The sequence below is a fragment of the Nonomuraea sp. NPDC059007 genome (assembly GCF_042740555.1).
Lineage (GTDB): Bacteria > Actinomycetota > Actinomycetes > Streptosporangiales > Streptosporangiaceae > Nonomuraea.
The window spans coordinates 313,344-339,488 of the sequence record NZ_JBHYJD010000004.1; the positions used below are offsets into that span (position 1 = coordinate 313,344).

Sequence of the window (26,145 nt, forward strand, 5' to 3'; positions counted from 1 at the left end):
TCACCAGCCGATCTCGTCGCAGCCCTTGTGGTTGGCGGGCTCCACCTGCAGCGTCGCGTGCGCGACCCCGTGCCGGGCGCGCAGCACGTCACGAGCCTGATCCAGTACGGCGTGGCTGCGCGACTCCTCGGCGACCAGGTGCGCGGTCGCCACGTGCATGCCGGAGGTGAGCGTCCACAGGTGCAGGTCGTGGACGTCCTCGACGCCGTCGATGGCGGCCAGGTCGCCCGCGACCTCGTCGGCGCTCATGCCTTCGGGCACGTGCTGGCCGAGTACGGCGAAGACCTGCCTGCCCAGTCCGACGGCCCGGATGGCGACGAACGCGCCGATGGCCAGCGCCACGAGCGTGTCCCAGACGGGGTTGCCGGTGGAGGAGACGAGCCAGCCGGCCACGATGACGCCCACCGAGCCGGCCGTGTCGGCCATGACCTCCAGGTAGGCGCCCTTGACGTTGAGGCTCTCCGCGGCGCCGCTGCGCAGCAGGAACAGCGCGACCAGGTTGATCAGGAGGCCGATGGCGCCGACGATCATCATCGGCCCGGTGGAGATCTCGGCCTGCTCGCCGATCCGGCCGATGGCCTCCACCACGACGTACACGGCGACGCCGATCATCAGCGCGACCGCGAGAAGTGAGGCGAAGACCTCGGCGCGATAGGAGCCGTAGCTGCGCCGGCCCGTTGTGTCCGGTCTGCTCGCGATCCGCGTGGCCACCAGGGCCGCGCCGAGCGTCACCACGTCCGCGGCCATGTGGCCGGCGTCGGACAGCAGCGACAGCGAGCCGGTGATCAGTCCGAAGATCAGCTCGACCACGAAGAATGAGCCGATCAACACGAAGGAGACGACCAGCCGCCAGCGGTGCTTGGCGCCCGCGTGGCCGTGTCCGTGTCCCGCTCCCATCAGTCGTTCCCCCCACGCTCGGGATGAATGGCCTGTGTGTGGCCGGTGTGGGCGATCGCCAGATCAAGCAGCATCCGCACGTGCGCGTCCTCCAATCGGTAGTAGGCCATCCGGCCGGCGCGGCGGACCGCGACGACCCGGTGCGCGCGCAGCAGCCGCAGGGCGTGGGAGACGGCAGATTCGCTCTGGCCCGTCACCGCGGCGAGGTCGCACACGCACAGTTCGCCATCCAGGAGGGCGAGCAACAGCCGCAGCCGGTTGGGGTCGCCGAGGAGCCCGAACACCTCTGCCGTGTCGGCGAGGTCTTCCTGGCCCGGCATCCGCGAGCGCACGGACTCCACCCGCGGCGCGTCCACGACCCTTACCGTGCAGCCATCGATCTGCACCTCTGAATAGCTGTTCATATGAGAAGGCTAGCGGAAGTTGTCTTCTTTCTGTCAATGCATACGTCTGATTTCCGCCAGTCGCCAATCCTGTCCGGCACATACTGTCGATGACATGGCACCTGTAGAGCTCGACTTCGACTCCTGCTACCGGGCGGTCTCCGCACGGGACGCCCGGTTCGACGGGCGCTTCTACACCGCGGTGAAGACGACGCGCATCTACTGCCGGCCGATCTGCCCGGCACGCACCCCCGCCTCGCGCAACGTGCGCTTCTACCGGCACGCCGCCTCCGCCGAGGCGGCCGGATTCCGCCCCTGCAAGCGCTGCAGGCCCGAGCTCTCCCCCGGCGACCCCGGCTGGGACCTGCGCGGCGACCTGATCGGCCGCGCGCTGCGCCTCATCGACGACGGCGCGGCCGACGACACCGGGGTGGCCGGGCTGGCCAAGCGGCTGCACATCACCGAGCGGCATCTGCACCGGCTGTTCGTGACCGAGCTGGGCGTCGGGCCGCTGGCCGTGGCCAGGACCCGGCGGCTGCTGCTGGCCAAGCAGTTGCTGACCGAGACGGGGCTGCCGGTGACGGAGGTGGCGTTCGCCGCGGGGTTCGGCAGCGTGCGGCAGTTCAACGCGACCATGCGAGAGACCTACGGCTTCACGCCCAGCGAACTCCGGGCCACCGCGGGGCCCCTGTCCGAGTCGTCCGCCGCGGGGTTGCGGCTGCGGTTGCACCGGCGGGAGCCGTACGACGTGGAGGGGATGTTCGCCTTTCTGGCCAGCCGGGCGATTCCCGGGCTCGAAAGCGTGGACGGGCTCTCCTACACCCGGCTGGTGGCGGGCGGGACGCTCACGCTGACGCCGGGGCCCGGCGTGTTCCAGCTGGACGTCAAGCTGGACGACACCCGCCAGCTCGCCCGCGTCGTGGCCCGCTGCCGCCGGCTGCTCGACCTCGACGCCGACCCGGACGCGATCGCCTCCGCCTTGGGCGCCACCTCCCTGGAGCCCCTGATCGCGGCCCGTCCGGGGCTGCGGGTCCCGGGCACGTTCGACGGCTTCGAGCTGGCGGTACGCGCGATCGTCGGCCAGCAGATCTCGGTGGCCGGAGCACGCACTCTTCTGGGCCGGATCGTCACGCGGCACGGCCCGCTGTTCCCGAGCGCCGCCGTCCTGGCCGAGGCCGACCTCGACGGCCTGGGCTTCACCACCCGTCGCATCGCCACCATGAAAGACCTCGCGAAACGGGTCGCCGACGGCGGCATCGACCTCGACGGCGGCCAGGAACCCGGGCACGCGGTGGCCGAGCTGCTGAAGGTTCCCGGAATCGGCCCGTGGACCGCCGCGTACATCGGGCTGCGGGCGCTGCGCGACCCCGACGCCTGGCCTACGGGCGACCTGGTCCTGAACAAGCGCATGGCCGCCCTGGGCATCCCCGCCGACCACATCGAGCGCTGGCGCCCGTGGCGCGCCTACGCCGCCCTACACCTGTGGAGCTCCAAATGATCGAAGCTCAAGTCCTGCCGACCCCCGCCGTCCCGCTCGCGCTCCTCGCCCGCGAGGGCGTCCTGGTGGCGGCGGGCTTCACCGCCGACCCCTCCGACATGTTCGCCCGCCTGGTCCCGAACCTGCAGTCCGAGGGCCTGGACGTGGTGGACGACCTGGGCGACATCACCCGCCTGACCATGGCCTACCTGGACGGCGACCTGGAGGCCATCGACACCCTGCCCGTCTCCCAGCCCGGCACCCCGAAGCGCCAGGCCCTGCACAAGGCGCTGCGCGAGGTGAAACCCGGCACCACCGTCACGTACGGCGAACTCGCCGAACGCGCCGGCCTCCCCCGCACCGCCGCCCGAGCCGCCGGCACCGCCTGCGCCCAGAACCTGATCGCCCCCTTCATCCCCTGCCACCGGGTACTTCCCGGCAGCGGGGGCTATGGCGGCTATTACTACGGCACGGCGGTGAAGGAGTGGCTGCTGACGCATGAGTCGGCAAAGATCTGAAACACTCCGTCATCTGACACCAACAGTCGGTAATCTTTACTCCATGCCGTCATTGGCTCACGAGTCCCTCGTGGACTTGTTCAGAAACCACCCCCTGCTCGCACCCACATTGGTGGGCGAGCACGGCGTGGACATCCCCTCCCACGACCAGGTCTGCCTGGAGTCGGGCGACTTTCCCGACATCCAGCCAACCGAGTACCGCGCTGACGCCGTCATGGTGCTTCGGCGCAGGAAAGAGGCACAACTCGCCGTCATCGTCGAGGTCCAACTCAAGCACGACGACCGCAAGGAGTGGTCGTGGCCGGTCTACATAACGACCCTGCGCGCCCGGCTGAAATGCCCGGTCGTCCTGCTGGTCGCCTGCCCCTGCCCCAACGCCACCAAGCGGTACAGCAAACCCATCCCCTTGGGGCATCCGGGCATGACCCTGCTCCCGCTCATGGTCGGGCCGGGATCGGTTCCCGTGATGTCCGACGTCAAGGAGGCGCTCGATCGGCCGGAACTCGCGACGCTGTCGGCCATCATGCACAGCAAGACCCAGAACGCCACCGTGGCGTTGGACACATTCCGGGAGATGTTCTTCTCCATCCCCGCTGAGCGGCAGACCGTCTACTGCGACGCGGTGCTTGGAGGTCTACCCTATGAAGTAGCTATCGTCTTCTGGAGGGAACTCATGTCCGTGGCTACCCAGAAGTTCAAGAGCCCCATCATGCAGGAGTTCCAAGCCGAAATCCTTGCCCGAGGCGAGGTCAGGGGCGAAGCAGTGTCCATCGTCAAGGTCCTGCGCAGCCGCGGCGTCGAGGTCACGAAAGATGCCGAGCACCGCATCCTGAGCTGCGATGACATTGACCAGCTCGACTCCTGGCTGAGCGGTGCCCTCACCGTGAGGCATGTGGAAGAGCTCTTCGACTGAGCATGTAGCAGGGCAGGAGGGTCCCGGTTCGGGGCCCTCCTGCTCTGCTGTCAGGCGGTGGCCAGGGTGTGGCGGCGGGCCTGGAGGCCTGCCAGACCCGCGACGCCCAGACCGACCAGGCCCAGGAGGGCGGCGGTCCAGGCGGGTGAGGTGTAGCCGAGGCCCGCGTCGATGGTGAGGCCGGCGGCGAACGAACCGATGGCGTTGCCCACGTTGAAGGCGCCGATGTTGGCCGCCGAGGCCAGGGTCGGGGCGCCGGCGGCGGCGTCCAGGACTCTGGTCTGGAGGGGCGGGACGGTGGCGAAGGCCGCCACCCCGAACAACGTGATGGCCGCCACGAAGGCGATCTGGTTGCCGGCCAGCCAGGCGACGACCACGGCCAGCAGTGTCAGGGCGGCAACGGAGCCGTAGATGGCGGGCATCAGTGCCCGGTCGGCCAGTTTGCCGCCGATGATGTTGCCCACGACCAGTCCGACGCCGAACAGGGCCATGACGACGGGGACGGCGGCGGGCGAGAAACCGCCCACTCCGGTCATCATCGGGGCGATGAAGGTGATCACCGCGAAGACCGGGGCGAAGCCGAACACGGTCATGGCCAGAGCGAGCCAGACGCCGCCCTTCCTGAAGGTGGCCAGTTCGGTGCGCAGGCTCACCGGTTGGCGGTCTTGGCGGGGGACCAGGGCCAGGACTCCCGCCAGGCCGATGACGCCGATCACGACGACGACCCAGAACGTGGAGCGCCAGCCGTACGCCTGCCCGATCCAGGTGCCGAGCGGGACCCCGAGGACGTTCGCGAGCGTCAGGCCGGTGAACATGAGCGCGATCGCGCTGGCCCGTTTGTGCGGCGCGACGAGGTCGGCGGCGACGACGGAGCCGACGCCGAAGTACGCGCCGTGCGAGAAGGCGGCCAGGAGGCGGCCCACCATGAGGACGCCGTAGTCGGGCGCGAGGGCCGACAGCACGTTGCCGGCGATGAACAACACCATCAACGCGAGCAGCATGGTCTTGCGTGACCACCGGCCGCCGAGCATGGTCAGCGGCGGCCCTCCGACGGCGACGCCCAGGGCGTATCCGGAGACGAGCAGACCGGCGGCGGGGATGGTGACCCCGAAGTCGTGGGCCATCTCGGGGAGCAGGCCGTTGATGATGAACTCGGTGGTTCCGATGCCGAAGGCGCTGATCGCGAGCGCGAACAAGGCGAGAGGCATAGAATATCCCTTAGACGACGTTAGTGAGCGTATGCATTAGTTGCACACGCCGACTATATGAGCACACAACGAGCTGAGGGGTCAACCATGGCCATCGCCGACGACGCCGTGGAAGCTCGCGCCCAGGGCTGGCGCACGCTCGCCGCGCTGCACGCCCGCATCGAGGAGCGCCTGGAGAAGTCGCTGCAGAAACGGCACGGGCTGAGCGTGAGCGAGTACACCGTGCTGGACGTGCTTGACCGGCAGGACGGCTGGCACATGCGCATGCAGCAACTGGCCAGGGCGGTCGTCCTGAGCCAGAGCGCCACCACCCGGCTGGTCACCAGGCTGGAGAACCGCGACCTGCTGCGCAGGTACCTGTGCGAGGACGACCGGCGCGGCATCTACTCCGAGGTGACGCCCGCCGGCCGCGCGCTGCTGGCCGAGGCGAGCCCCACGCACGACGCCGTGCTGAAGGAGGTGCTGGACGAGGCCGCCCAGCTACCCGAGCTCGCCCCGCTCGTCAGCGTGATCGCCGACCGCTAGGGCCGGACCGTGCTCTGGACCTCCCCCACGGGAACGTCGCGCCGCGCCTGGACCTGGACGGGCGCGTACTGGAAGGGCACCACGTCGTCCACGACCTCCACCGGCCACACCGTGGTGACCGTGAGCACGTACACCTTGCGCGCCTGGTCGACCGAGGCCTGCAGGTAGCGCACGCCGCAGGTGAACTCCCCGCCCTTCACGTACGGCTTGCCGCTCGTCCCGCACTGCTCGCGCACCTCGGCCCGCCGCTTGTCGGTGCCAGGGTTGATCTTGATGTCCTCCAGCGTCGCCCGGACCGTCGCCGACATGACGCCGGGGATCGAGGCCGTCACCGACCGGCTCGTCTCGCCCACGCCGTCCAGCCACACCCAGGTGGGCAGGTTGACGTAACTCTTGGCGTCGGGGTTCAGCTTGACGTTGGGCTCCGGCACGGTCAGCGCGGCGCGGGCGATCTCGGCCAGCTCGGCCAGCGTGATCCCCGAGGGCGGGGTCGTACCCGGCGGAACCCAGACGAACTCATCCAGGCCGCCCCAGCACGCCCGTCCCCGCGAGTCGGCCTCGTTGTAGGCGGGCGTCCACCAGCGGCCCGGCTGGCCGATCTTGTCCTTGAACTGCTTGAGGAACTTCTCGAACTGCTCCTCGGTCCCGTTCGGGTTCATGCGGAACCAGTACGCCCGCACGTCCTCCTGGGTCTTCAGCATCTCGTCGGCGCCGGGTCCCGGCTCGTACCAGCAGGGGCGTTTGAGCTGGTATCCGTCGCTCTTGCCGCCCTTCACCCCGTTGCCGGTGATCACGATCTTGGAGTTCTCGAGCCGGACACCGGCGGTGCGGCCGTCCTGGAAGCCGTCGCCACGCGTGCCACCGGGGTCGAGCAGCAGGACTCCCGCGGCCAGTACCGAGAGCAGGCGGTTCATCGGTCACACCCTTCGCTGCTGTGGCGGAAGTCCTTGACCCGCCAAACGCCGTCGTCGCCGCGGTGCGTGATCGCGGCCTGCAGGTAGGTCTCGCGCGTCCACGAGGGCTGGCGCGTGAAGGCCCGGCCGGTGCTCTTGGAGATCAGCCGCAGGCCGGTCTCGTCCACGCACGCGTTGATCTGCGCGCCCTCGCCCATCCGCGCGCTCACGGCCAGCGCGTAGAGCTTCGCTGTGCCGGTCACCGAACTCTTGCCGAAGCCCTTCACCCAGTCGTAGGACTCCTTCGCGGCGGGCCCCTCGACCTGCTCCAGGTAGGTGTCGTCGCCGCTGACCACCGCCCGCCACGAGTCCACGTAGTAGTCGGTGAACGTCTTCAGCAGCGGGTCGGCGGCGGCCGGCCACTCGACCTGGACCGTGAGCTTCTCGCCGACCTCGATCGTCTCCGTGGTCGGCGACGGTACGGCGGAAGCCACCGACCCGGCCGGAGCGGGAGCGACCCTGGGCGTGTAGGCCTTCTCCGGCTGCGCCGCGCACCCGGCGGCCAGCAGGCACGACACGATCAGCACGCGCCTCATGCCGACGACTCCCTCACGATGTGGATCCGCCAGGACGGCAGCAGTTCGTCGATGAGCGCCTCGGTCTCCGGCGCCATCCCGCCGCCGTACGGGTGCGAGGACGACCTCCTGGTCAGCCCGTCGACGACGGCGCGCAGCCGTACCTGGTCGCCGGTGGCGTGGGTGGCGCGCAGCAGGTCGCGCCAGAGGCCCTCGTCGTCGGCGGCCAGCAGCAGCCCGGCCCGCGCGGCCGCGACGGCGGCGTCCGGCTCGCCGTGCGCCAGGCGGATCTCGCACAGCCGGTGGGCGGCGTCGGCGACACCGGCCGCGACGTCGTACTCCAGCTCGTCGGCGGCCAGCCACGCGTACCTGCCGGGCGGGCGCCCGCTCAGCAACGGGCCTCTGACCAGCCCGAGAGCCTTGTCGAGTATGACGGCCCGCGCCGTCGCGTCCCCGTGCGAGCGCCTGACCAGCTCGCGGAAGAGCACCCAGTCGGTACGCACGCCCGGCCCGAGCCGCAACCTCCCGGCATCGTCGGTGAACAGGTGCTCCTCGCCCAGCCAGTCGGCCACCCGGGCGATGGTCGCGTCCCTGACCATGGCCTGTACGCCGCGCGGCCACAACACGCCGCCGAGCACCACCGGGTGCACGCCGCCGGGATGGGTGGCCAGGTAGATCAGCAGCTCGACGGCGATCGCCATCCGCCCGGCCTCCAGCGGCTCCGGGCCGATGATCTCGATCGGGCCGAGCAGCCTGATCTCGACGGCGGGGGGCTGCATCTCGTCCAGCGGCTCCGGGTCGGGCATGGCCTCGCCGTCGAGCTGCTCCGCCGTACGGAAGAGATCGATCAGGGCCTTGTAGTGCCGCCGTGGCAGGAGCTGCGCGGTGACCTCGAAGCCGAGTTCGGCGATCCGGGCGCGGCCGTCGTCGGTGATCTCCAGCGTCCAGGTGGCGTGCGGCGACTCACCGGGCACGACGTATCCGGCGGTGTCCTTGCGGGCCAGCAGCGCCAGGCGGCGCGCCTCCTCCTGGGTGGGCGCGACCGCCGACAGCAGGAAGTGGGCGTCGCGCGGGCTGCCGTTGACGCGCCCGGTGAGCACCTGCTCGCGCGGCGCGGCCGTGGCCTCCAGCTCGGGCAGCACCTCGGCGAGGCTGCCGACCGCCTTGATCCGGTCGGGGGCGATCGCGGTCAGCTCCTCGCCGAACCCGATCAGCGTGACCCGCATCCGGTCGGACCAGCGGTTGGTGGCCAGCTCCACGGCGAGCGCGCCGAGCGCCGCGGTCGTCTGCGCGCCGCGGATGTTGATCAGGCCCTGCGCCGCCTCCAGGTCGATCAGCACCCGTCCCGACTCGTCCGTGCCGAGCGAGACCAGCCCGGGGTACGGCGCGCCGCCCTGCTGGGCGGGTCCCTGGTCGGTCAGCAGGCGGGCCTCGTGCGCGTGCAGCCGCCAGACCTGGCCGCCGTCCTGGACCGTCCAGGGCGCGGGCGGGTCGTTGTCCGGCGGGTGGATCCACAGGTCGAGGTGGCGCGCGGACAGGTGGGCGGCGTAGACGGTGGGCGGCGTGCGGTCCTGGGCCGCCAGCTCCGCCCCGAGCAGGCGCAGGCCGACGTCGAGAATGCGGGTGCCCGGCGCGTCCGCGCCGAACCTCAGCGCCACCTCGGCCTTGGCGGCGTCGTCACGCGGGCGCACCACGCGATGGCCGAACGCCCGCCGCCACAGTTGTTCGCGCCTGCGCCTGCCCAGCACCACCAGCAGGCCCGCCGCCGCGAGCGACGCCCCCGCCAGGTAGTCCACCAGATCCAGCCCAGAGCTCCGCTCCTCCTCGGGCATGGGCTGTTGCGGCGTTTCGCCCACTATTTCCGGCTTTTTCGCGATCTCTGGCTGGCTGGTCGTCGTCTCCTTCTTGACCAGCGGCGCCTGCTCCTGCGTGGCCGACTTCTCCGCCTTGCCGGACACCCTGCCGACCGGCTCCGCACGTCCGGGATGCTCGCGGAGCGTCTCCACCCGGCCCTGCCCAGCGGGCACCACGTGCACGTTGCGCGCGTCGTCCGGCATGTCCAGCACCCAGCCGGGCCGGATCAGGTCGGCCATCCGCAGCCGGGTACCGTCGGGCTGCTCCTTGTGCTGGTTGAGCCGGTAGATCTCCGGATATCGCCGCCCGTCGCCCAGGCACTTCTCGGCGATCTCCCACAGGCTCTCGTGGTGTCGGCCGTGCGGCGGCTGCACCACGTACACCTTCTTGGCCTTCTTCGTCGTCTCCGCCTCGACGATCGGGGCCGCGAGCGCGACCGTCGCGATCGGGTGCGGGGCCGGTGGCGGCGCGCCCAGCCGGGCGATCGGCACCACGGCGGCGGAGGCGGTGAACAACAGCAGTACCGCTGAGACCAGCTTGTTGGCCAGCATCTGGGTGCCGCCGGACAGGGGTACGCGGGCGGGCATGCCGACCCGTCGTACGCCCGCGTAGACCTCCACCACCACGCAGACCAGCAGCTGGAACCAGGCCAGCCACACCAGCAGGACCAGCAGCGCGACGATCGTGCTCGGCCCGACGCGGCTGGTCAGCAGGTCGAGGTCGAGCAGCTCCGCGGTGATCGGCGGGCCCGCCAGCACGAGCAGCGCGTACGGCACGCCGCCCACGAGCGCGACCAGCACCACGAGCGCCCCGAGCCCGGCGAGCACGTCACCCGGGGTCCGCCTGGTCGGGATGCGCACGGGCGCCCGCCTGGGCCGCACCGGCTCTCGCGTCGGCATCGCCACTCCCTTCTCGCTCCAGCGTTGTCATGAACGGCCCGCCCAGGCCAGCGAGTGGCCGGTTTCGGTCTGGATCATCTGGCGTCCGGCGCCGCGGTGGCCTCGCCCTCCATCTCCGATCCGGTGAAGCCGAGCGCGCCGAGGAAGAAGGCGTTCCAGCGGACGGTCACGGTGACGCGCACCTCTGCGCCGCCGGAGACCGCGCAGTCGCCGCGCGCGACCTCGTCGGCGTTGTGCGCGGAGACCACCTCGTCGGCCCGCCCGCACACCTCGCTCTCGCCCTGGAGCCTGGCCATCCCGGTGGCGCGCAGGTGCTCGACGTCGACCTGGTCGGCGGCGGCGCGCGCCGCCTGCTCGGCGATGTCGGTGGCGCGCAGCTTGGCGTTGATCGCGGCGCCGCCGTCCACGAGCAGCCCGGCCAGCAGGAACACCACGACCGAGAAGAGCACGGTGAACACCGACATCGAGCCCCGCTCGCCGCCGCTCATTCGACCCTCCTGAACTGCTCCAGCGGCACCACCGAGGTCCCGGTGAGCCGCTTGGTCGCGCCGAACCCGAGGAAGCCCAGGTCAAGCTCGCAACTGACCTCGGCGTGCACCTGGCCGCCCTCGGTCCACTCCGACCCGGACAGCGACACCTCGTGCGACTGGCATCTGCCCTTGAGCGCGTGCCCGGCCGACGACTTCGCGGCGGTCTCAGCCGTGTCCAGGGTCCGCTGCACCGACGCGGCGCGGGCGGAGTCCCTGGCCGCGCCGTTGACCTCGCCCTGGGCCTCCACCAGCCGTCCGGCGCCGACCAGGAACATGAGGAACAGCAGGAACACCGGCGCGAGCATGACCGTCTCGACCGCCATCGACCCCTGGTCACCTCTCATCGCAGTCCAGCCCGCCGTCGTCGGGACGGAAGCACTCGACCGGGCCGCCCGAGGTCGCGCTGACGGTGAACGCCAGTTCGGGCAGCAGCGGAATCACCTGTACGGCGGTGCCGGTCACGGTCACCCAGCGCTCGTCGGGCTCCCTGGTCGAGGTGGTGGCGGCGGCGTTGGTCAGCAGACGCGGGCCGATCGCGCCGACCACGGCCTTCGCCTTGGCCTTGGCCGGTTCCTCCCAGGCTCCGCTCACGGGCGCCGACCTGGCGACCCGCGCGCCCTCCCTGGCCGCGGCCTCGGCCACCTGCCTGCCGTGGAACCAGAGCGCGACCTGCACGATGAGCAGGGCGACGGCCAGGATGACCGGCATGAGGAAGGCCAGCTCCACGACCGTGGCGCCGCGGTCATTCCTTGCCGCCACCGCCGCCGCCATTGCCGAAGCTGTTCTGGATCTCGCTCTGCTTCTGCTCGACCAGTGTCTTGATCAACGTCGCCAGGCCGAGCGCGACGCCCGCGATGATCGCGGTGATGATCACCCATTCGACGGCCGAGGCGCCGCGCGAGGGTGCGGTGCGCGCGCGATGGACGCGCACTCCCAGGTAGGCGACCAGGTAGACGACCCAAGGATGGTTCAGCATCACGACCCCAACATCTTCATAGCGGCGGGAAAACTGAGAAAGATCACAAAGCCCGCGCAGAGCAGCAACTGGGCGACCAGCATCGACTGCGAGCGCTCGCCCGCGCGGCCCTCGATCTCGGCCAGCTCGCGGCGGCGCAGGGTGGCGGCGCGGGCGGTGAGCGAGGCGCGCACCTTTGCGCCGTCGTCGGCCACCAGGCCCAGCGCGGCGGACAGGTCGCGCAGCTCGTCGACGTTGATCTCCTCGCCGAGCTGGCCGAGCGCCTGCCAGGGGGTGATGCCGACGATCCGCGCGCCGCTCAGCGCGTCGCGAATGCGGGACATCGCCCAGTTGGGCTGCTCGCCGCTGACCGACACGGCCATGACCAGCGCTTCCGGTACGCCCCGTCCGCCGGCCAGGTTCATCGACACGAGGTCGAGGAAGGCGCCGACGACGTGGCGGAAGTCGCGCCGCCGGGCCGCGGCGTCCCGCCGTATCTGCAGGTCGGGCAGGAAGAAGAAGACCACGGCCACCACGACGGCGGCCCAGAACGGGATCGCGAGCGAGGTCCCCCACTCCATGAGCACCAGCCAGCCGAGCAGCACGGGGAAGGCGAGCAGCCCGGCCGCCGCCAGCAGCACCTTGGTGGCCAGGAACCCCTCGAACGAGCGCCCGACCAGCGCCAGGTCCGCCCTGATCGAGCGCGCCTCCCAGCCCCGCGACAGCAGGAAGCGGGCCAGCCGTACGCCGAGCCCGCGGCGGAACGCGCTGACCTCCTCGTCGGGAAGGACGAGTTGCAGCCGGGGCGCCCCCGCGTCCTCGCGGACCGCGTCCAGCGCCAGCAGCCGCGCCACCAGCCCCGGCCTTGCCGGGAACAGGGCCCGCAGCAGCAGGAAGGCGCCCAGCCCGAACGCGCCGCCCGCCAGCACACCCTCAACCATGCTTCACCGCCTGGGGTACTTCCGCGGCGACCTGCGGGGCCAGCAGCCGCGTCGGCTTGTCGAACCTCGCCAGGCGCCGCATCCACGCGAACCCGGCGCCGAACAGCCCCGCCACCACGAGCAGCACCGCCTGCCCCAGCCACGAGCTGTACTCGCTGACGTAGGAGGGGTTGAAGACCACCAGCAACCCGGCGAAGACGAGCGCGGTGATCACCACGATCTGCACGCTGCGCCGGGTGGAACGGCGTTCGGCCTCGACCCGGCGGCGCATGTCGAGTTCCTCGCGCGCCGAGACGGCCAGCGCCCCCAGCACGTCGCGCAGGCCAGGCCCGCGCAGCCGCGAGTTGAGTATCAGCGCCGCCACCACCAGGTCGGCCGAGGGGTCGTCCAGCTCGTCGGCGAACAGCCGCAGCGCGTCGGGCAGCGCCATCCGGGAGTGCATCCGGTCGACCAGCGCCCGCAGGTGCGGCCTGAGCATCGGCGCGGCGGCCCTGATCGAGGCCGGAATGGCCTGTTCGAGCCCGGCGGCGCCGGCGATCGTGTCGCGCAGCGACTCGGTCCAGGCGGCCAGGCCTTCGAGGCGGCGCATCGACCCGCGTTCCTCCGAGGCGCCTCCTGACAGCCCGCGCCACGCGAACACCAGCAGCACCGCCCCCACCGCGACCACCGGCCAGCCGGTGACCACCATGATCAACGCCGCGCTGACGCCGGCGATGGCGGTGCGGGTGGTCAGCATCCTGATGACCTCGCGCTTGGGCCTGCCGGGGTGGGGACGCATGCCGTACAGGGAAAGAAAGAGCAGGAACAGGCCGCCGCCGGTGGCGGCGCCCGCGAGCATCGTGAAGGGGTCGAGGTTGATCATCACCAGTTCCCCAGGTCGGCCTGCACGGGAGCATGGGGTACGGCGTGGCCGTCGGGACCGGGCGCGAAGATCTCGCTCGACAGCACGCGGCCGTCGCAGCCGTTGACCTCGCGCACGCTGGAGACGAATCGGCGCAGGCTGCCGCCCTGGTCGTAGTCGTTGTGCTTCTCGATGAAGACGACGAAGTCGATGGCGCCGGCGATGAGCATGTGCGTGGCGTCGATGGGCAGGCGCTCGTTGGCCTGGAGGGCATAGGTGGCGATGCGGTTGAAGACCTCCATGCTGGAGTTGGCGTGGATGGTCGACAGGGAGCCGTCGTTGCCCTGGGTCATCGCGTTGAGCATGGTGACGATCTCGTCGCCGAGAACCTCGCCGACGATGACGCGGCTGGGGTTCATGCGCAGGCTTCTGCGGACGAGCTCGGCCATGGTGATCTCGCCCTGGCCCTCGGAGTTGGGCAGGCGCTGCTCGAAGGCGACCACGTTCGGGTGGAGCTCGGGGAACTGGTCGAGTCCCAGCTCCAGGGCGCGTTCGACGGTGATGAGACGCTCGCCGGACGGGATCTCGTTGGCCAGGGCGCGCAGGAGCGTGGTCTTCCCGGCGTTGGTGGATCCGGCGATCATGATGTTCTGGCGGGTGGCGACCGCCGCCTGGAGGAACCTGGCGATGTCCGGGGTCAGCGTGCCGTTGCCGACCAGGTCGGGCAGGAACACCTTGCCCAGGCGGCTGCGGCGGATCGAGACGGCCGGCCGTACCGTGACGTCCATGACGGCGCTCAGCCGGGAACCGTCGGGCAGGCGCAGGTCGAGCTGGGGGTTGGCGGTGTCGAACGGGCGGCTCGACAGGCCCGAGTAGGCGGCCAGGATCTGGATGAGCTCGACGAGTTCGTCGTCGGAGTCGGCGACCGGCTCGTGCAGCGACTCGCGGCCGTCGGCGTAGGAGACGAAGACCTTGTCGTGGCCGTTGATGTCGATGTTCTCGACCTCGGTGTCGTCGAGGAGCGGCTGCAGGCGGCCGACGCCGAACAACGCCGCGTGGATGCCCGCGGCCAGCCCTTCCTCCTCCTCGATCGTCGGCGGGGTGCGGCCCATGCCGATCTCGCCGCGCGCGTGCTCCTCCAGGACCTGCGAGATGAGCGCCCTGGCGAACTGGCGCTCGTCCTCGCCGGTCATCGCGGGCAGGCCGTTGGCCTGGTCGATGCGGCGCTGGTGAGCCAGGCGGTCGCCCACTTCCTGGCGGAAGCGCTTGACCAGGGAGTGGTCGATCACTGGTAGTTCACCAGCCTTCCCGCCAGGTCGCGTGCCGTACGGATGAGGAGAGATCGGTCGAGGCGGCCGCCCCACTCGCCGCGTAGCAGTTCGGCGCCCTTGGGGTCGTCGGCCAGGCCGTGGACGAACTTGACGTTGGGGCCGACGACGCGGCGTACCTCCTCGATGGAGGCGCGGTAGCGGCGCGGGTTGGCGATCACCACGACGCCGTGGGCCTTGGTGATGGACAGGCGCTCGCGCAGGTGCGCGACGTGGTCGAGGCTGGGCCTGGTCAGCAGGACGGTCACCGCGGCCTCGTTGATGAGGTCGTTGACCTGTGGATAAGTTCCGAGGCGGCCGCAGTCGGCGATGACGTCGGCGTTGGGCATGCCCGCCAGCGAACGTCCCAGGGGTCCCCACAGCCACGTCAGACCCGCCGCCTGCTCACCGTGCGTGAGCCCGGCCAGCACGTCGAGCCCGCCGACGATCTTCTGGGTGTGCTCGTGGATCTGGGCGGGCTCGATCCCCCTGCGGGCGACGGCGCCCAGGCTGAGCAGCCCCTTTCCCGGGTTGAGCACGCCGCCGTCGGCGGCCGGCAGCCGGTAGGCCAGATCTCCTCCCGCGGGATCGCACTCGGCGAGCAGCACCGGCCGCGGCCACACGGCGGCCAGGGCCGTCGCGGCGGTGGTGACGCCCGGCGCGCCCTTGTCGGCGGCCAGCACGATCAGCGCCACGTCAGCGGGCCCCCGGGAGTTCGGCCACGGCGATCTCCCCGCTGGAGGCGTAGCCGACCACCTCGGCCGAGACGGCCGTGTCGACGATCACGGTGACCAGGCCCTTCTCCCCGACGCCGTGGACCAGCGCGCTCGCCGCCAGAACCCTGGACCGCTCGGTACCGCTGCGGCTGGGAACGTGCACCACCTGGACCCGGTCACCCTTGATCAGGCCTTCTGGCATCTGCCCGGGTTTCAGTGCCAATCCCACCTTGGCCTTTCCCGGTCCGAGCTCCTTACTGGCGTTTATCCCCATGTCATTCGTGAGCAAGGTGCCGGGCAGGATGGTGACGGCGGCGAACGATTTGATCACCTCTCCGCGCTGCGACCACGGAACGTAGTCAATGCCGGTGTCGGCGATCTGGACTTCTTCCAGCGCTTGTTCGGTGAATTGCTGGCCGGCGCCCACCTGCTGGATCACGCGGACCGCGGAAATACGGTCGCCGCTGCGCATCACCAGAAGCGTGGTCGCCAGGGCGCCGCCCAGGATCAGGAGGACGGCGAGTGCGGCCAGTGCGGGCTTACGCTCGCGTGGGGGTACGGGGAGCTTGCGCTCGGCGGAGAGCGCACCACTTGGCCCCGCCGAATTCGTGGCGGGTTTCTCACTGGTCCTCATGGGTGGGGGGCTCCCATATGCGAAATTGTAGAATTCACGCCATTATGTGCATCCACGTGCGGGAGTGGGGCGGGAATGCGGTGACCAATGCTCGTTTCGCAGGTGGGGGCCTGTCAACACCAAAACGGTAGACCGGTTGGGTTGGGTTGGTTGATTCAGACCGAAATTTCGTGATACAGGGCGCAGAAATCACAGGTGTCACGGGTGTCACAGCGCTGGGGATCTTGATGTGATATTTGGGGATCTTCTGAACGGGTTCAGGTTGTGGGATCATTCGGGACATGGCCAGTCGTGTGCGGTCGTTCCTTGCCCGTCCTGGTGTGCGGGCGTTTGTGGGGCGGATGGCTTCCGCCCGGGTGTCGCGGAGGGTGGCCGGGAGGCTGCATCGGGCGGCCAGCGGGCTGGCGGCGGTGACCTCCGAGGTGGACGCTTATGCGGGCCTCCTGGAAGAAAAGGCCGACGCCCTCCACGCCAAGACCCACCCCCACAAATCCCCCTAACCCCACCCTCGGCCCCCAGCCCCCTCCACCTCGACACCCACCCCCACCACGCGCTTCCACGACCCTCAGGCGCTTCCCTCCGGTCACGGCCCCCCGTCCGCCCGCAGGCACTTCCCCACCGCCCCTCTCGCGCCCCACGTCCCGCGACACCCCACCCCGCAGACTCCCCCCTCGCGCCCCACACCCGCGGCACCCCTCCTTCCGCTCACGGCGCCCACCCCGCCCCGCAGGCACCCCCCGTCACGGCGCCACATGTGGTTCCCCGCCAGTCCCCGCCACCGCGACCACGCCTCCTCATCGCCGTCGACTTCGCCTCCTTCCTCCCTCGAAAACGTCACGCTCCGTAATCGACCGCTCCTCACCGCTGTCCGCGATTCCGGAGCGGCCGATCGCGGCCCGACACGCCCGTCAATCCCCAAGCTCCCCCTGGCCAAAGCCCTGGTCACAGCCTGCGTCCACAGGGTTATCCACAGACCGCGCCCCAAGTCCTGGCAAAATCTCCCAATGTTTTCCACAGGTCCGTTTCGTTGTCCACAGGCGAGCCCGATCATGCCCGTGCCGTCAATCCGCGGGCCTAACCTCACTTCTGGCGTTACCGTGACGCCGAGGTCCGACCCCCTGCGAGGAGACGGCACATGCGGATCATGCTCACCGTGCTCGGCGAGCAGGGCGACCGTGACGTGGTGGTCGAGCTCGACGACGGCGTCACCGTGGCCCGGGTGGCCGAGGCCCTCGACGGGGGGCGGGAGCCGCTGGCCAAGGTCGTCAAGCTGCCCCGGTCCCGGGCGCCGTATGGGATGTCGTCGGCGCCGCCGTACCCGCAGCATCAGGAGCGGGCGATCCCGCGCGTCCCCGAGCAACGCGAGCCCGAGCGGGGCGACGGGCTGGGGCAGGAGGGTCCGGCGCTGTGGCGCGGCGGGCGGCAGGTCGACTCGCGGGCGCTGGCCAGGGCGGTTCTCCATGACGGCGACCGGATCACGCTCGAACGCCATCTGGCCCGCGCGACCGTCACCGAGGAGCCGCTCGGCGTGGCCGAGGTGCGGATCGTGGGTGGTCCGGGGGCGGGAGCGGTCCACCGGCTGAGCCTGGGCTCGCATGTGATCGGCTCCGATGCCATGTGCGCGATAGCCGTACCGGATCCTGTGCTGGCGCCTGAGGCGGCGACGCTGCGGATCACGCCCGAGGCGATCACGATCGAGCCGGTGCGCAGGGAGCCGCCGCCGGGACCGCGGCGGCGGCGGATCAAGGGCCGCTACGCCGAGGAGCTCACCGAGCTGGCCGAGCGCGACGACCAGCGCGAGGCCGACCGCTGGGAGGCGTCCGAGCGCGCCCGATATCTCGCGCCCGCCGACGACGACCTGCGGGCGGTCTGGCCCGGCGGTCCGCCGGAGCTCGACGGCAAGCCGCTGGCCGAGGCCGCCGACTGGCCGGAGCATGCGTTGCTGACGTGCGGGTCCTCGGTGTTCGCGCTGGGTGCGGTGGAGCCGCGCGACGCCCATCTGGCGCCTGCTCCCGAGGGTGGTGTGGCGTATAACCGGCCGCCGAGGCTGCGGCGTCCCGAGCCGGAGCGCAGGTTCGAGCGGCCCGCGGAGCCGCGCAAGAACGAGGGGATGCGGCTGCAGTTGCTGGCCGCGTTCCTGCCCGCCGTGCTGGGGGTGGTGCTGACGCTGGTGCTGGGTCAGTGGTACTTCCTGCTCATCGCGCTGATGACCCCACTGATCATGATCGGCCAGTGGTGGAGCGACCGGCGCCACGGCAGGAAGCAGCACCGCCAGGCGATGCGCGAGCATCAGGAGCGGCTGGCGGAGTACGAGCGGGTGGTCGAGCGGGCCCGCGCCGACGACGAGGTGGCCAGGCGTTCCGACGCCCCCGACCCCGCCGAGGTGCTGCTGACCGCGACCGGCCCGCGCAGGCGGCTGTGGGAGCGGCGCATCCACGACCCCGACGCGCTGCGGCTGCGCGTGGGGCTGGCCGACCTGCCCGCCAACCTGGAGCTGGTCGAGGAGAGCGGCGGCGGCCGGCTGGACCCGCCGCTGTGCGCCAGCGTGCCCGTGGCCCTGGCGATGCGCCGCCTCGGCGTCGCCGGGGTGACCGGGCCGCGCGAGACGTCGACCGCGCTGGCGGGCTGGCTGATCGGCCAGGCCGCGACCCTGCACAGCCCGCGTGACCTGGCCGTGGTGGTGCTGTCCGCGCATGCCGACGGGGAGCGGCGCTGGAGCTGGGTACGCTGGCTGCCCCACTGCGCCCCACGCGGCGGGGAGGACTGCCTCGTCCTGATCGGCGCCGATCCCGACTCGGCCGCGCGGCGGGTGTCCGAGCTGGCCGCCCTCATCGACGAGCGCCAGAACACCGCCATCCCCGAGCTCGGCAAGATCCCCACAGGCTGGGACGATCTGGGCGGCCCCGAACCTCCCGCCTTCTCCACCTACGACGAGCGTCCCTACGACGTCCTGGTCGTCCTCGACGGCGCCCAGGCCCTGCGCGGGCTGCCGGGCATGCCGCAGGTCCTGCGCCACGGCCCGCGCGCGGGCGTCTTCACGCTCGCGCTCGACGAGGACCAGCGCCTGCTGCCCGAGGAGTGCGCCACGGTCGCGACGTGCGGGGCCGATGGTCTGGTACGCCTGCGCGGCGGCGGCCTGGACGCCATCGGCGCGGTGCTGGCCGACCAGGTGTCCCCGCAGTGGTGCGACCGGCTGGCCAGGTCGCTGGCGCCGATCCGCGACGTGAGCAGGGACGACCCGTCGGGCAATCTGCCGGAGTCGGTACGCCTGCTCGACCTGCTCGGCCTGCGTGCCCCGACCGGCCAGGACATTCTCGCCGGATGGCGCGACACCGGGTCCACCAGGGCGTTGATCGGCATGGGTCCCGACGGCGCGTTCCCGATCGATCTGCGGCTGGACGGTCCTCATGGGCTGGTCGCGGGCACGACGGGCGCGGGGAAGTCGGAGCTGCTGCAGTCGCTGATCTGCTCGCTGGCCGTGGCGAACCGGCCGGACCAGCTGGCGTTCGTCCTGATCGACTACAAGGGCGGGGCGGCGTTCAAGGAGTGCGCCCGGCTGCCGCACACGGTGGGCATGGTCAGCGACCTCGACGGGCACCTGACCCGGCGGGCGCTCGACTCGCTGGGCGCCGAGATCCGGCGGCGCGAGCGGTTGCTGCTGGACGCGGGGGCCAAGGACATCGACGACTACACCGACCTCCGGCGGCCATCTCCCGGCGGCCGGGACGTCACCGGGTCACGGCTCGGCAGGCCGTACGCGGCTTCCTCTGCGGACGGCCTGCATCCGGGGGTGCGGCCCGCGATGCCGCGGCTGGTGCTGATCATCGATGAGTTCGCGGCGCTGGTGGCGGAGTTGCCCGACTTCGTGGCCGGGCTTGTCGACATCGCGCGGCGGGGCCGGTCGCTGGGCGTTCACCTCATCCTGGCCACGCAGCGCCCGGCCGGGGTCGTGACGGCTGACATTCAGGCCAACACCTCGCTCCGGATCGCGCTGCGGGTGACGGAGCCGGTCGAGTCCACGGATGTGATCGACCTGCCTGACGCGGCGCACATTCCCAAGTCGGCGCCGGGTCGCTGCTTTGTGAAGTCGGGGGCTGGGGCGGCGGTAGCCGTACAGACTGGGCGGGTGGGGGGTCGCGCGCCCGGCGCGGCCGCGGACGAGGGCGGCAGGCGGCGCGCGGTCCGCGTGGTCGAGCTGGACTGGCGCGCCCTGGGCAAGTCGCTGCCCGCGGCTCCGGAACCCACCGAGACCTCGGCCGTCACCGACCTCACCCTGCTGGCCGACGCGCTGACGGAGGCCGCCAGGCTGGCCGCCGTACCGCCCCAGCCGAGCCCGTGGCTGGAGCCCCTGCCCGACCAGCTCGTCCTCCCCTTCGACGGTGACACACCACAGGCTGGCGACTTCGATGGCGGCGCACCGCGGCCCGGTGGGTTCCGCGAGGTGGAGCCGCTGGTGTTCGGCGCCACCGACCGGCCGTGGGCGCAGGACCGGCGGCCGCTCACCCTCGACCTCGCCCACGGTGGCCACCTGCTCATCGCGGGCGCCTCGCGAAGCGGCAGGTCCACGGCGTTGCGGACGATCGCCGGTGCCATAGCGGCGCGCACCTCCCCCGCCGACGTACACCTGCACGCCGTCGACTGCGGCTCCGGCGCCCTTCTCCCCCTGGTCGCGATGCCACACTGCGGCGCCGTGGTCACCCGCGACCAGTTGGACCGGGTCGAGCGCCTCCTGTCCCGCCTGCGCGCCGAGGTGGGCCGCCGCCAGCAGATCCTCGCCGAGGCAGGCCATGCCTCCCTGGCCGAATGCCGGCAAGCGGGGCACCGGCTGCCCTGGCTGGTGCTCATGCTCGACCGCTGGGAGGGATACGTGGCCGCTTTTGAGGCGTACGACTACGGCCGCCTCACCGAAGCCCTCCTCCAGCTCCTGCGCGAGGGCCCGGCGGTGGGGTTGCGGGCGGTGGTGACCGGCGACCGTTCCAGCCTGCTGGGCCAGGTCTCCACGGTCTTCGACGACCGCCTCATCCTCCGTCTGGCCGACCAGGCGGACTACGCTCTCGCCGGCCTCCCCCTTAAGGACCTCCCCGCCGCCATGCCCCCCGGCCGCGCCCTGTCCACCGGCGAACACGGCGTGGTGGAAAGCCAGATCGCTCTCCTGACCGAAGACCCGTCCGGCCAGGCCCAGGTGGCGGCCCTGCAAACACTGTCCAGAGCCACCGCCCCCGCCGACCTCGACGAAGACCAGCACCCCCTGCGCGTGGACGCCCTTCCCATGCGCATGACCGCCGACCAGGCTTTGGCCCTGCGCCCGTCGTTCACCGCCCCGTCCCCGCTGTGGGCCCTCCTCGGCGCGGGGGGCGACGCCCTGGCCCCGATGGGCATAGACCTCCTGGCCCACGGCCCAGGCGCGGTGATCGCCGGCCCGCCGAGATCCGGCCGCTCCTCGGCCCTGATGACCGCTGCCCACTCCCTGATCGCCCAGAACACCCCCGTGATCGCGGTGGTCCCCCGCCGCAGCCCGCTACGCGACCTCGAAGGCGCCACGGCCATCCTGGACGGCAACGGCACCGGCCTCCAGGAGTTGGTGGCCCCGCTGACGAGCTACGTGGTGATCGTCGACGACGCCGAACTCATCAACCCCGACGCCCCGCTCGGCATGGCCCTGGACGAGATCCTCCGCACGGGCCGGGACGGCGACCACGGCCTGATCATCGCCGGCGCGACCGGCGACCTGGCGACGGCCTACCGCGGCTTCGTCGCCGAGGCCCGCAAGTCCCGCACCGGCCTCCTGCTGTCCATCCAGAGCCCGGCCGACGGCGACCTCTTCACGGTACGGCTCCCGCGCGGCGCCGTAGGCGGACCCCCGGGCCGCGGCCTCCTCCTCACCATGGGCACCACCACCCCCATCCAAACCGCCCTCCCTTCGCTTCCCGCCCAGCCTCCGTGAGTTCCTGACCCCGCCTGAAGGACCGTTTCCGTAAGCACTCAATCCGCGGCCGTTCCATCACCCCCTTCCAGGGCACCGCATGGGGCTTGCCCGGCGCACATCGCGGTGGGTTGTCGGCACAAGGCGCACCTCCCGAGCGGGGGTATTTCTCCAGGTGTGGAAAGTGATCTTGCTGGAAAGTAATTGATCGGCGGGCGGGGGCCCGCTTCTTCGGGGGGAGAACGACGTGTCTGTAATCGAGGGTGTCGACGGCGCAACGTCGACCACTGTAGGTGATCTTTCGGCTACCGGGGTGGAGGCGGAGAGGAAGGCCCGTCGTCCGATCCGGGAGTTGATGGGTGACCGGCTGCTGGATGAGCTGCTGGCCCGCTCCCGGGACGAGGCCGGAGGGCTGCGGCTGACCGGTGAGGGCAGCATGCTGGGCGAGCTGGTCAAGGCGGTGCTGGAGCGGGCCTTGGAGGCCGAGCTGGGCGCGCATCTGGGCTACACCAAGCATGACTTCGACGGGTACGGGACGGGCAACTCCCGCAACGGCAAGATCCGCAAAACGGTGCAGACCGGGGTCGGGCCGGTCCGGGTGGCCGTGCCCCGAGACCGGGCCGGGAGTTTCGAGCCGGCGCTGATCCCCAAGCGGGCCGGGCGGGTCTCCGGCGGCCTGGACGACATGATCATCAGCCTGTACGCGCATGGCATGAGCGTGCGCGACATCACCCACCATCTGGAGCAGGTGTATGGCACACAGTTGTCGGCCGAGACGATCTCACGGATCACCGGACAGGTGATGGAGGAGGTCAAGGCCTGGCAGCGGCGCCCGCTCGACCCCGTCTACGCGGTGGTCTTCCTGGACGCCGTCGTGGTCAAGGTCCGTGACCAGCACGTGGTGCAGAACAAGCCCGCCTACATCGCGGTCGGCATCGACACCGACGGCGGCAAACACGTGCTGGGCATCTGGATCGCCACGACCCCGGACGGGGCACCGGCAGCCGGGGAAGGCGCCGGGTTTTGGCGCACGGTGGTCAATGACCTGCGCACCCGCGGCGTCGCCGACATCCTCATCGCCTGCTGCGACGGCCTGCCCGGCTTCGAGAACGCCATCCACGCCGCCTTCCCGCACACCACGGTCCAGGCCTGCATCGTCCACTTGATCCGCAACAGCCTGCGGCCGGTGCCGCGCAAAGACCGTGCCGCGGTCGCCGCCGAGCTGAAGACGATCTACACCGCGCCCTACGCCGAGGCCGCACTCGACGCCCTGGCCGCCTTCGCCACCGGCTCGTGGGGAGCGCGCTATCCGCAGACGGTCAAGGTCTGGCAGAACGCCTGGGAGCAGGTGATTCCGTTCCTGGCCTTCAGCCCGCCGGTGCGCAGGCTGCTCTACACCACCAACACCATCGAGTCGCTGAACTACCAGCTACGCAAGGTCACCAAGGCCCGCGGCCACTTCCCGACCGACGACGCCGTCGTCAAACTCCTGTGGCTGGCCATCATCAACATCGAGGACAAACGAGCCCGCGAACGAGCCGCCAACAACGCCGATGACAACAGCCGCAGCGGCTACCCCGGCAGACTCGTCGAAGGACAGCGGACCCACGGCTGGATCGAGGCCCTCAACGAACTCGAGCACGCCTACCCAGGCCGTATCCGGTAAAGCAACCAAAACCAACCACAAGATCAACTTTACACACTACGAGTTACAAGCTCTCCCGAGCTGCGCGCACGGGGCGCACCTTCCGGGTTGTCGGCATGGGGCGCACCGCCTGGGTTGTCGGCATGGGCGCATATCCCGGGTTGTCGGCCAGGGGCGGTGGGCGGAGGAGTTGGGTGGGGGCGTTGGGAACGCGTCAATGTGGTGTAGGGAGGGCGTCAAGATCGCTGGGGTGGGGTCGGTGGGGTGGTTGTGTTTGGGGGGAGGGGGATGCAATGCCCGATCTTGGCAGGCTGCTCAATCACGGACACGCACGGCCCAGTGGCGCCCCGCCCGGGACGCGCGCGGACCAGCCGATGTGGAGGGATTCAGGACCAGACAGCGAAGCGGCTCCGCGCTGGGGTGAGGCGGGGATGGATCGAGGGCGGGTGCGGCGGCTGGCCGAGGATCTGACGGAGCAAGGGGTGCCGCCTCTGGCCCAGGCGCTGGAGAAGATCGTGGGGCTTCGGGTGATCGAAGCCTCGCCGACCGCGTTCACGCTGAGCCTGTTCGTCGCCTACACCGAGGCCGAGGGGTATCTGGCCCAGCGTGTACGGCGGCGGCTGCAGCGGGTCTCGGAAGCCAGCGCCAAGCTCATGGACGGACGGCAGAACTGGAAGCGGGGCGAGGACGCCAGCACGGTGTCGCCGGAGACGTTCAATGCCTGATCCCTGGGAGCGCGTCCCGGAGGCGACCGTTGCCGCGCTGGGCTATGGGAAGTACCTCGCGCATGCCAACATCGGGCTCGCCACCGCCGCCTGCGCGGTCGTGTGGGGCGGGTGGCCGTTGCTGGGCAAGCTTTATGTGCATCAGTACGACACGGGTGCCCTGGCGGCGGCGTACCAGGTGCTTGAGGATGCGGCCGGCGATCTCGGGGCAGGACGGACGAACATCGCGGATCTTGTGGCCGGGCTGAGTGCCGAGCAGTGGCCAGGGGATGATCGCCGGGACTTCGACGCCTGGATGCGTACGCTCGGCAGCGACCTGCTGTCCGAGGAGATGTCGGCCCGGCTGCTCGGGATCATGTTGCTGGTCAGCGCTTCGTTGTTGTTCGCGTTCATCGTCTACACCTCGGCGGTTGTGTTGCGGTTGGTGTGGCTTGCCGTACAGGTGCTGCGAGCTTCTTTCGGGGGTGGGGTGGGGTTTCTCGCGGCGCAGGTGGCGGCTGGCAAGCAGGCGCGGGTGTTGTTCGCGCAGTTCCAGGCGCAGGAGGCGCGGCTGACGACGGCGCTCAACGGGATCGCGACGGCCATCGCCGCCGGGCTGGGAGCCAAGGTCGCCAAGGACAGCCTGACCGGCGACCGGCAGGGACTGCTCGACCTACGGCAGGCGACGATCAACCAGGGACCGGCGCTGGTGTGGGGGTTCGCCAACCATGTGGAGCGCAACCTGACGGCGAAGATGATGACGGGTCGTTCACCGCTGTTCTCGGGCCGGGACGCCCGCGCGGGAACGGGCGCCAAGGGCCAACCCAGGCCCATGCCCGCTTCTCCCCACGACCTGACCCCGACCAAGTGGCAGCTCGGCGCCGCGGCCAAGGGCGCCATGGACGTGATCAGCGGCCGCATGCCCACCGGCTTCCTTCTGCCAGATCGCTACGAAAGCGGCGCGTACCAGGGATACGAGGACATTGAGCGACGACTTTAGGCATTCCTTCGGCTTCGACCCCGACGAGATGCACACCTTCACCGGCGACTTCCTCGCGGCGCTCAGCCAGGTACAGGAGGAGATGGCAGAGCTGACCGGCCAGGGACACGCCGCGGACGGCCAGGTGACGGTGGCGTACTCGGAGCTGAAGGGCGTCCACAACCTCAAGATCGGCCCACGCGCGATGCGACTGGGCGCCGACACGCTCGCCGAGACCATCCTGGAGGCCATCGCGACCGCCAGAACCGACCTCCGCACCCAGGCCGCCGACCTAGTCACCAACTCCCTGGGCAACACCGCCGACCTCGAAGACACGGTGACCACCCTGGCGACCACCGCGGAAGACGCCCTGGCCCGCAGCCTCCACAACACCACCACCCTCACCAACCGCCTCCGCTGACCCGCCCAACACCCGCACCCCCAGCACCAGCCAGTACGGCAAGCCGCCCCGCACGGCGGCCAAGGTGCTGGCGTGGCACCGGTAAGACCACAGGACGCGGGACACGAGGCGTGAGACACCCACAGGACACGGACCCTGGACACCCGACGCGTGACACGAGGCGCGGAGCACCCAGAGAGCACGGGCCCAGGACGCCAGGCGCGCGGACCGCGTGGCACAGGACACCCACAGAGCACGGGGTCGCGAGGCGCGTGGCACAGGACACCCACAGAGCACGGGGTCGCGAGGCGCGAGGCGCGAGGCGCGAGGCGCGAGGCGCGAGGCGCGAGGCGCGAGGCGCGAGGCGCGAGGCGCGAGGCGCGAGGAACCCACAGAGCACGATCCTGGGACGCCAGAGGCGCGGAGTG

The 26,145-nt window shown here is 70.9% G+C and carries 25 protein-coding genes; 10 read left to right on the forward strand and 15 right to left on the reverse strand.

Features of this window, described 5'->3' with window-relative positions:
• Both ACFWY5_RS08805 and ACFWY5_RS08810 read right to left on the reverse strand, forming a co-directional pair.
• A complete protein-coding gene (locus tag ACFWY5_RS08805; protein WP_379630967.1) occupies positions 1 to 897 on the reverse strand; it encodes a cation diffusion facilitator family transporter in 897 nt (298 codons plus the stop codon).
• On the reverse strand, positions 897 to 1,301 hold the full coding sequence (locus tag ACFWY5_RS08810; RefSeq protein ID WP_184957820.1) for a metalloregulator ArsR/SmtB family transcription factor: 405 nt from the start codon (positions 1,299 to 1,301) through the stop codon (positions 897 to 899). Before ACFWY5_RS08810 ends, ACFWY5_RS08805 begins: the two co-directional genes overlap by 1 nt.
• Before the next feature lie 94 nt (positions 1,302 to 1,395).
• Here ACFWY5_RS08810 and ACFWY5_RS08815 point away from each other — a divergent pair, with 94 nt between their 5' ends.
• From ACFWY5_RS08815 to ACFWY5_RS08825, 3 genes are all read left to right on the forward strand, one after another.
• Positions 1,396 to 2,778 carry a DNA-3-methyladenine glycosylase 2 family protein gene (locus ACFWY5_RS08815; RefSeq protein WP_379609958.1) on the forward strand — a complete coding sequence of 461 codons (1,383 nt, stop codon included), beginning with the start codon at positions 1,396 to 1,398 and terminating at the stop codon, positions 2,776 to 2,778.
• Positions 2,775 to 3,275, forward strand: a complete 501-nt coding sequence (locus ACFWY5_RS08820; protein ID WP_379630968.1) for a methylated-DNA--[protein]-cysteine S-methyltransferase — start codon at positions 2,775 to 2,777, stop codon at positions 3,273 to 3,275. The genes ACFWY5_RS08815 and ACFWY5_RS08820 overlap by 4 nt, the downstream gene beginning before the upstream one ends.
• Positions 3,276 to 3,345: 70 nt before the next feature.
• Positions 3,346 to 4,188 carry a hypothetical protein gene (locus ACFWY5_RS08825; RefSeq protein WP_379630969.1) on the forward strand — a complete coding sequence of 281 codons (843 nt, stop codon included), beginning with the start codon at positions 3,346 to 3,348 and terminating at the stop codon, positions 4,186 to 4,188.
• Between the two features lie 50 nt (positions 4,189 to 4,238).
• Here the strand turns inward: ACFWY5_RS08825 and ACFWY5_RS08830 are convergent, their stop codons facing one another.
• Positions 4,239 to 5,396, reverse strand: coding sequence for an MFS transporter (locus ACFWY5_RS08830; RefSeq protein ID WP_379630970.1), 1,158 nt, complete (start codon positions 5,394 to 5,396; stop codon positions 4,239 to 4,241).
• Between the two features lie 87 nt (positions 5,397 to 5,483).
• Between ACFWY5_RS08830 and ACFWY5_RS08835 the strand changes: the two genes are divergently transcribed.
• Complete coding sequence (locus tag ACFWY5_RS08835; protein ID WP_379609962.1) at positions 5,484 to 5,921, forward strand: MarR family winged helix-turn-helix transcriptional regulator; 438 nt, start codon at positions 5,484 to 5,486, stop codon at positions 5,919 to 5,921.
• Here the strand turns inward: ACFWY5_RS08835 and ACFWY5_RS08840 are convergent.
• The 12 genes from ACFWY5_RS08840 to ACFWY5_RS08895 all read right to left on the reverse strand — a co-directional run bounded on the left by ACFWY5_RS08840 (position 5,918) and on the right by ACFWY5_RS08895 (position 16,066).
• On the reverse strand, positions 5,918 to 6,835 hold the full coding sequence (locus ACFWY5_RS08840; protein ID WP_379609963.1) for a hypothetical protein: 918 nt from the start codon (positions 6,833 to 6,835) through the stop codon (positions 5,918 to 5,920). The two genes, ACFWY5_RS08835 and ACFWY5_RS08840, sit on opposite strands and share 4 nt — an antisense overlap.
• On the reverse strand, positions 6,832 to 7,410 hold the full coding sequence (locus ACFWY5_RS08845; protein WP_379630971.1) for a hypothetical protein: 579 nt from the start codon (positions 7,408 to 7,410) through the stop codon (positions 6,832 to 6,834). Before ACFWY5_RS08845 ends, ACFWY5_RS08840 begins: the two co-directional genes overlap by 4 nt.
• Complete coding sequence (locus ACFWY5_RS08850) at positions 7,407 to 10,142, reverse strand: BTAD domain-containing putative transcriptional regulator (protein ID WP_379630972.1); 2,736 nt, start codon at positions 10,140 to 10,142, stop codon at positions 7,407 to 7,409. Before ACFWY5_RS08850 ends, ACFWY5_RS08845 begins: the two co-directional genes overlap by 4 nt.
• A gap of 74 nt (positions 10,143 to 10,216) precedes the next feature.
• Positions 10,217 to 10,630 carry a pilus assembly protein TadG-related protein gene (locus tag ACFWY5_RS08855; RefSeq protein WP_379630973.1) on the reverse strand — a complete coding sequence of 138 codons (414 nt, stop codon included), beginning with the start codon at positions 10,628 to 10,630 and terminating at the stop codon, positions 10,217 to 10,219.
• Positions 10,627 to 10,995 carry a TadE family protein gene (locus ACFWY5_RS08860; RefSeq protein WP_379630974.1) on the reverse strand — a complete coding sequence of 123 codons (369 nt, stop codon included), beginning with the start codon at positions 10,993 to 10,995 and terminating at the stop codon, positions 10,627 to 10,629. Before ACFWY5_RS08860 ends, ACFWY5_RS08855 begins: the two co-directional genes overlap by 4 nt.
• A gap of 10 nt (positions 10,996 to 11,005) precedes the next feature.
• On the reverse strand, positions 11,006 to 11,431 hold the full coding sequence (locus ACFWY5_RS08865) for a TadE/TadG family type IV pilus assembly protein (protein WP_379609968.1): 426 nt from the start codon (positions 11,429 to 11,431) through the stop codon (positions 11,006 to 11,008).
• The gene (locus tag ACFWY5_RS08870; RefSeq protein WP_379609969.1) at positions 11,415 to 11,648 is read right to left on the reverse strand and encodes a hypothetical protein; all 234 of its coding nucleotides are present in this window, start codon (positions 11,646 to 11,648) and stop codon (positions 11,415 to 11,417) included. Before ACFWY5_RS08870 ends, ACFWY5_RS08865 begins: the two co-directional genes overlap by 17 nt.
• Complete coding sequence (locus tag ACFWY5_RS08875) at positions 11,648 to 12,568, reverse strand: type II secretion system protein (RefSeq protein ID WP_379609970.1); 921 nt, start codon at positions 12,566 to 12,568, stop codon at positions 11,648 to 11,650. The genes ACFWY5_RS08870 and ACFWY5_RS08875 overlap by 1 nt, the downstream gene beginning before the upstream one ends.
• Positions 12,561 to 13,430 carry a type II secretion system F family protein gene (locus ACFWY5_RS08880; RefSeq protein ID WP_379609971.1) on the reverse strand — a complete coding sequence of 290 codons (870 nt, stop codon included), beginning with the start codon at positions 13,428 to 13,430 and terminating at the stop codon, positions 12,561 to 12,563. Before ACFWY5_RS08880 ends, ACFWY5_RS08875 begins: the two co-directional genes overlap by 8 nt.
• Positions 13,430 to 14,698, reverse strand: coding sequence for a CpaF family protein (locus ACFWY5_RS08885; RefSeq protein WP_379609972.1), 1,269 nt, complete (start codon positions 14,696 to 14,698; stop codon positions 13,430 to 13,432). Before ACFWY5_RS08885 ends, ACFWY5_RS08880 begins: the two co-directional genes overlap by 1 nt.
• Positions 14,695 to 15,411, reverse strand: coding sequence for a hypothetical protein (locus ACFWY5_RS08890; RefSeq protein WP_379630975.1), 717 nt, complete (start codon positions 15,409 to 15,411; stop codon positions 14,695 to 14,697). The genes ACFWY5_RS08885 and ACFWY5_RS08890 overlap by 4 nt, the downstream gene beginning before the upstream one ends.
• Position 15,412: 1 nt before the next feature.
• Positions 15,413 to 16,066: a hypothetical protein gene (locus ACFWY5_RS08895; RefSeq protein ID WP_379609974.1), complete on the reverse strand. Its 654-nt coding sequence runs from the start codon at positions 16,064 to 16,066 to the stop codon at positions 15,413 to 15,415.
• Between the two features lie 341 nt (positions 16,067 to 16,407).
• Between ACFWY5_RS08895 and ACFWY5_RS08900 the strand changes: the two genes are divergently transcribed.
• The 6 genes from ACFWY5_RS08900 (at position 16,408) to ACFWY5_RS08925 (ending at position 25,738) form a co-directional block, all read left to right on the forward strand.
• A complete protein-coding gene (locus tag ACFWY5_RS08900; protein ID WP_379630976.1) occupies positions 16,408 to 16,566 on the forward strand; it encodes a hypothetical protein in 159 nt (52 codons plus the stop codon).
• A gap of 635 nt (positions 16,567 to 17,201) precedes the next feature.
• Positions 17,202 to 22,010: an FtsK/SpoIIIE domain-containing protein gene (locus ACFWY5_RS08905; protein ID WP_379630977.1), complete on the forward strand. Its 4,809-nt coding sequence runs from the start codon at positions 17,202 to 17,204 to the stop codon at positions 22,008 to 22,010.
• A 334-nt stretch (positions 22,011 to 22,344) separates the two neighbouring features.
• Complete coding sequence (locus tag ACFWY5_RS08910) at positions 22,345 to 23,655, forward strand: IS256 family transposase (protein ID WP_379630978.1); 1,311 nt, start codon at positions 22,345 to 22,347, stop codon at positions 23,653 to 23,655.
• A 410-nt stretch (positions 23,656 to 24,065) separates the two neighbouring features.
• Entirely contained in the window at positions 24,066 to 24,359 is a 294-nt protein-coding gene (locus ACFWY5_RS08915; RefSeq protein WP_379630979.1) for a hypothetical protein, read from the forward strand.
• The gene (locus tag ACFWY5_RS08920; RefSeq protein ID WP_379609979.1) at positions 24,352 to 25,338 is read left to right on the forward strand and encodes a hypothetical protein; all 987 of its coding nucleotides are present in this window, start codon (positions 24,352 to 24,354) and stop codon (positions 25,336 to 25,338) included. The genes ACFWY5_RS08915 and ACFWY5_RS08920 overlap by 8 nt, the downstream gene beginning before the upstream one ends.
• Positions 25,322 to 25,738, forward strand: coding sequence for a YbaB/EbfC family nucleoid-associated protein (locus ACFWY5_RS08925; protein ID WP_379630980.1), 417 nt, complete (start codon positions 25,322 to 25,324; stop codon positions 25,736 to 25,738). The genes ACFWY5_RS08920 and ACFWY5_RS08925 overlap by 17 nt, the downstream gene beginning before the upstream one ends.
• Positions 25,739 to 26,145: the final 407 nt, after the last annotated feature.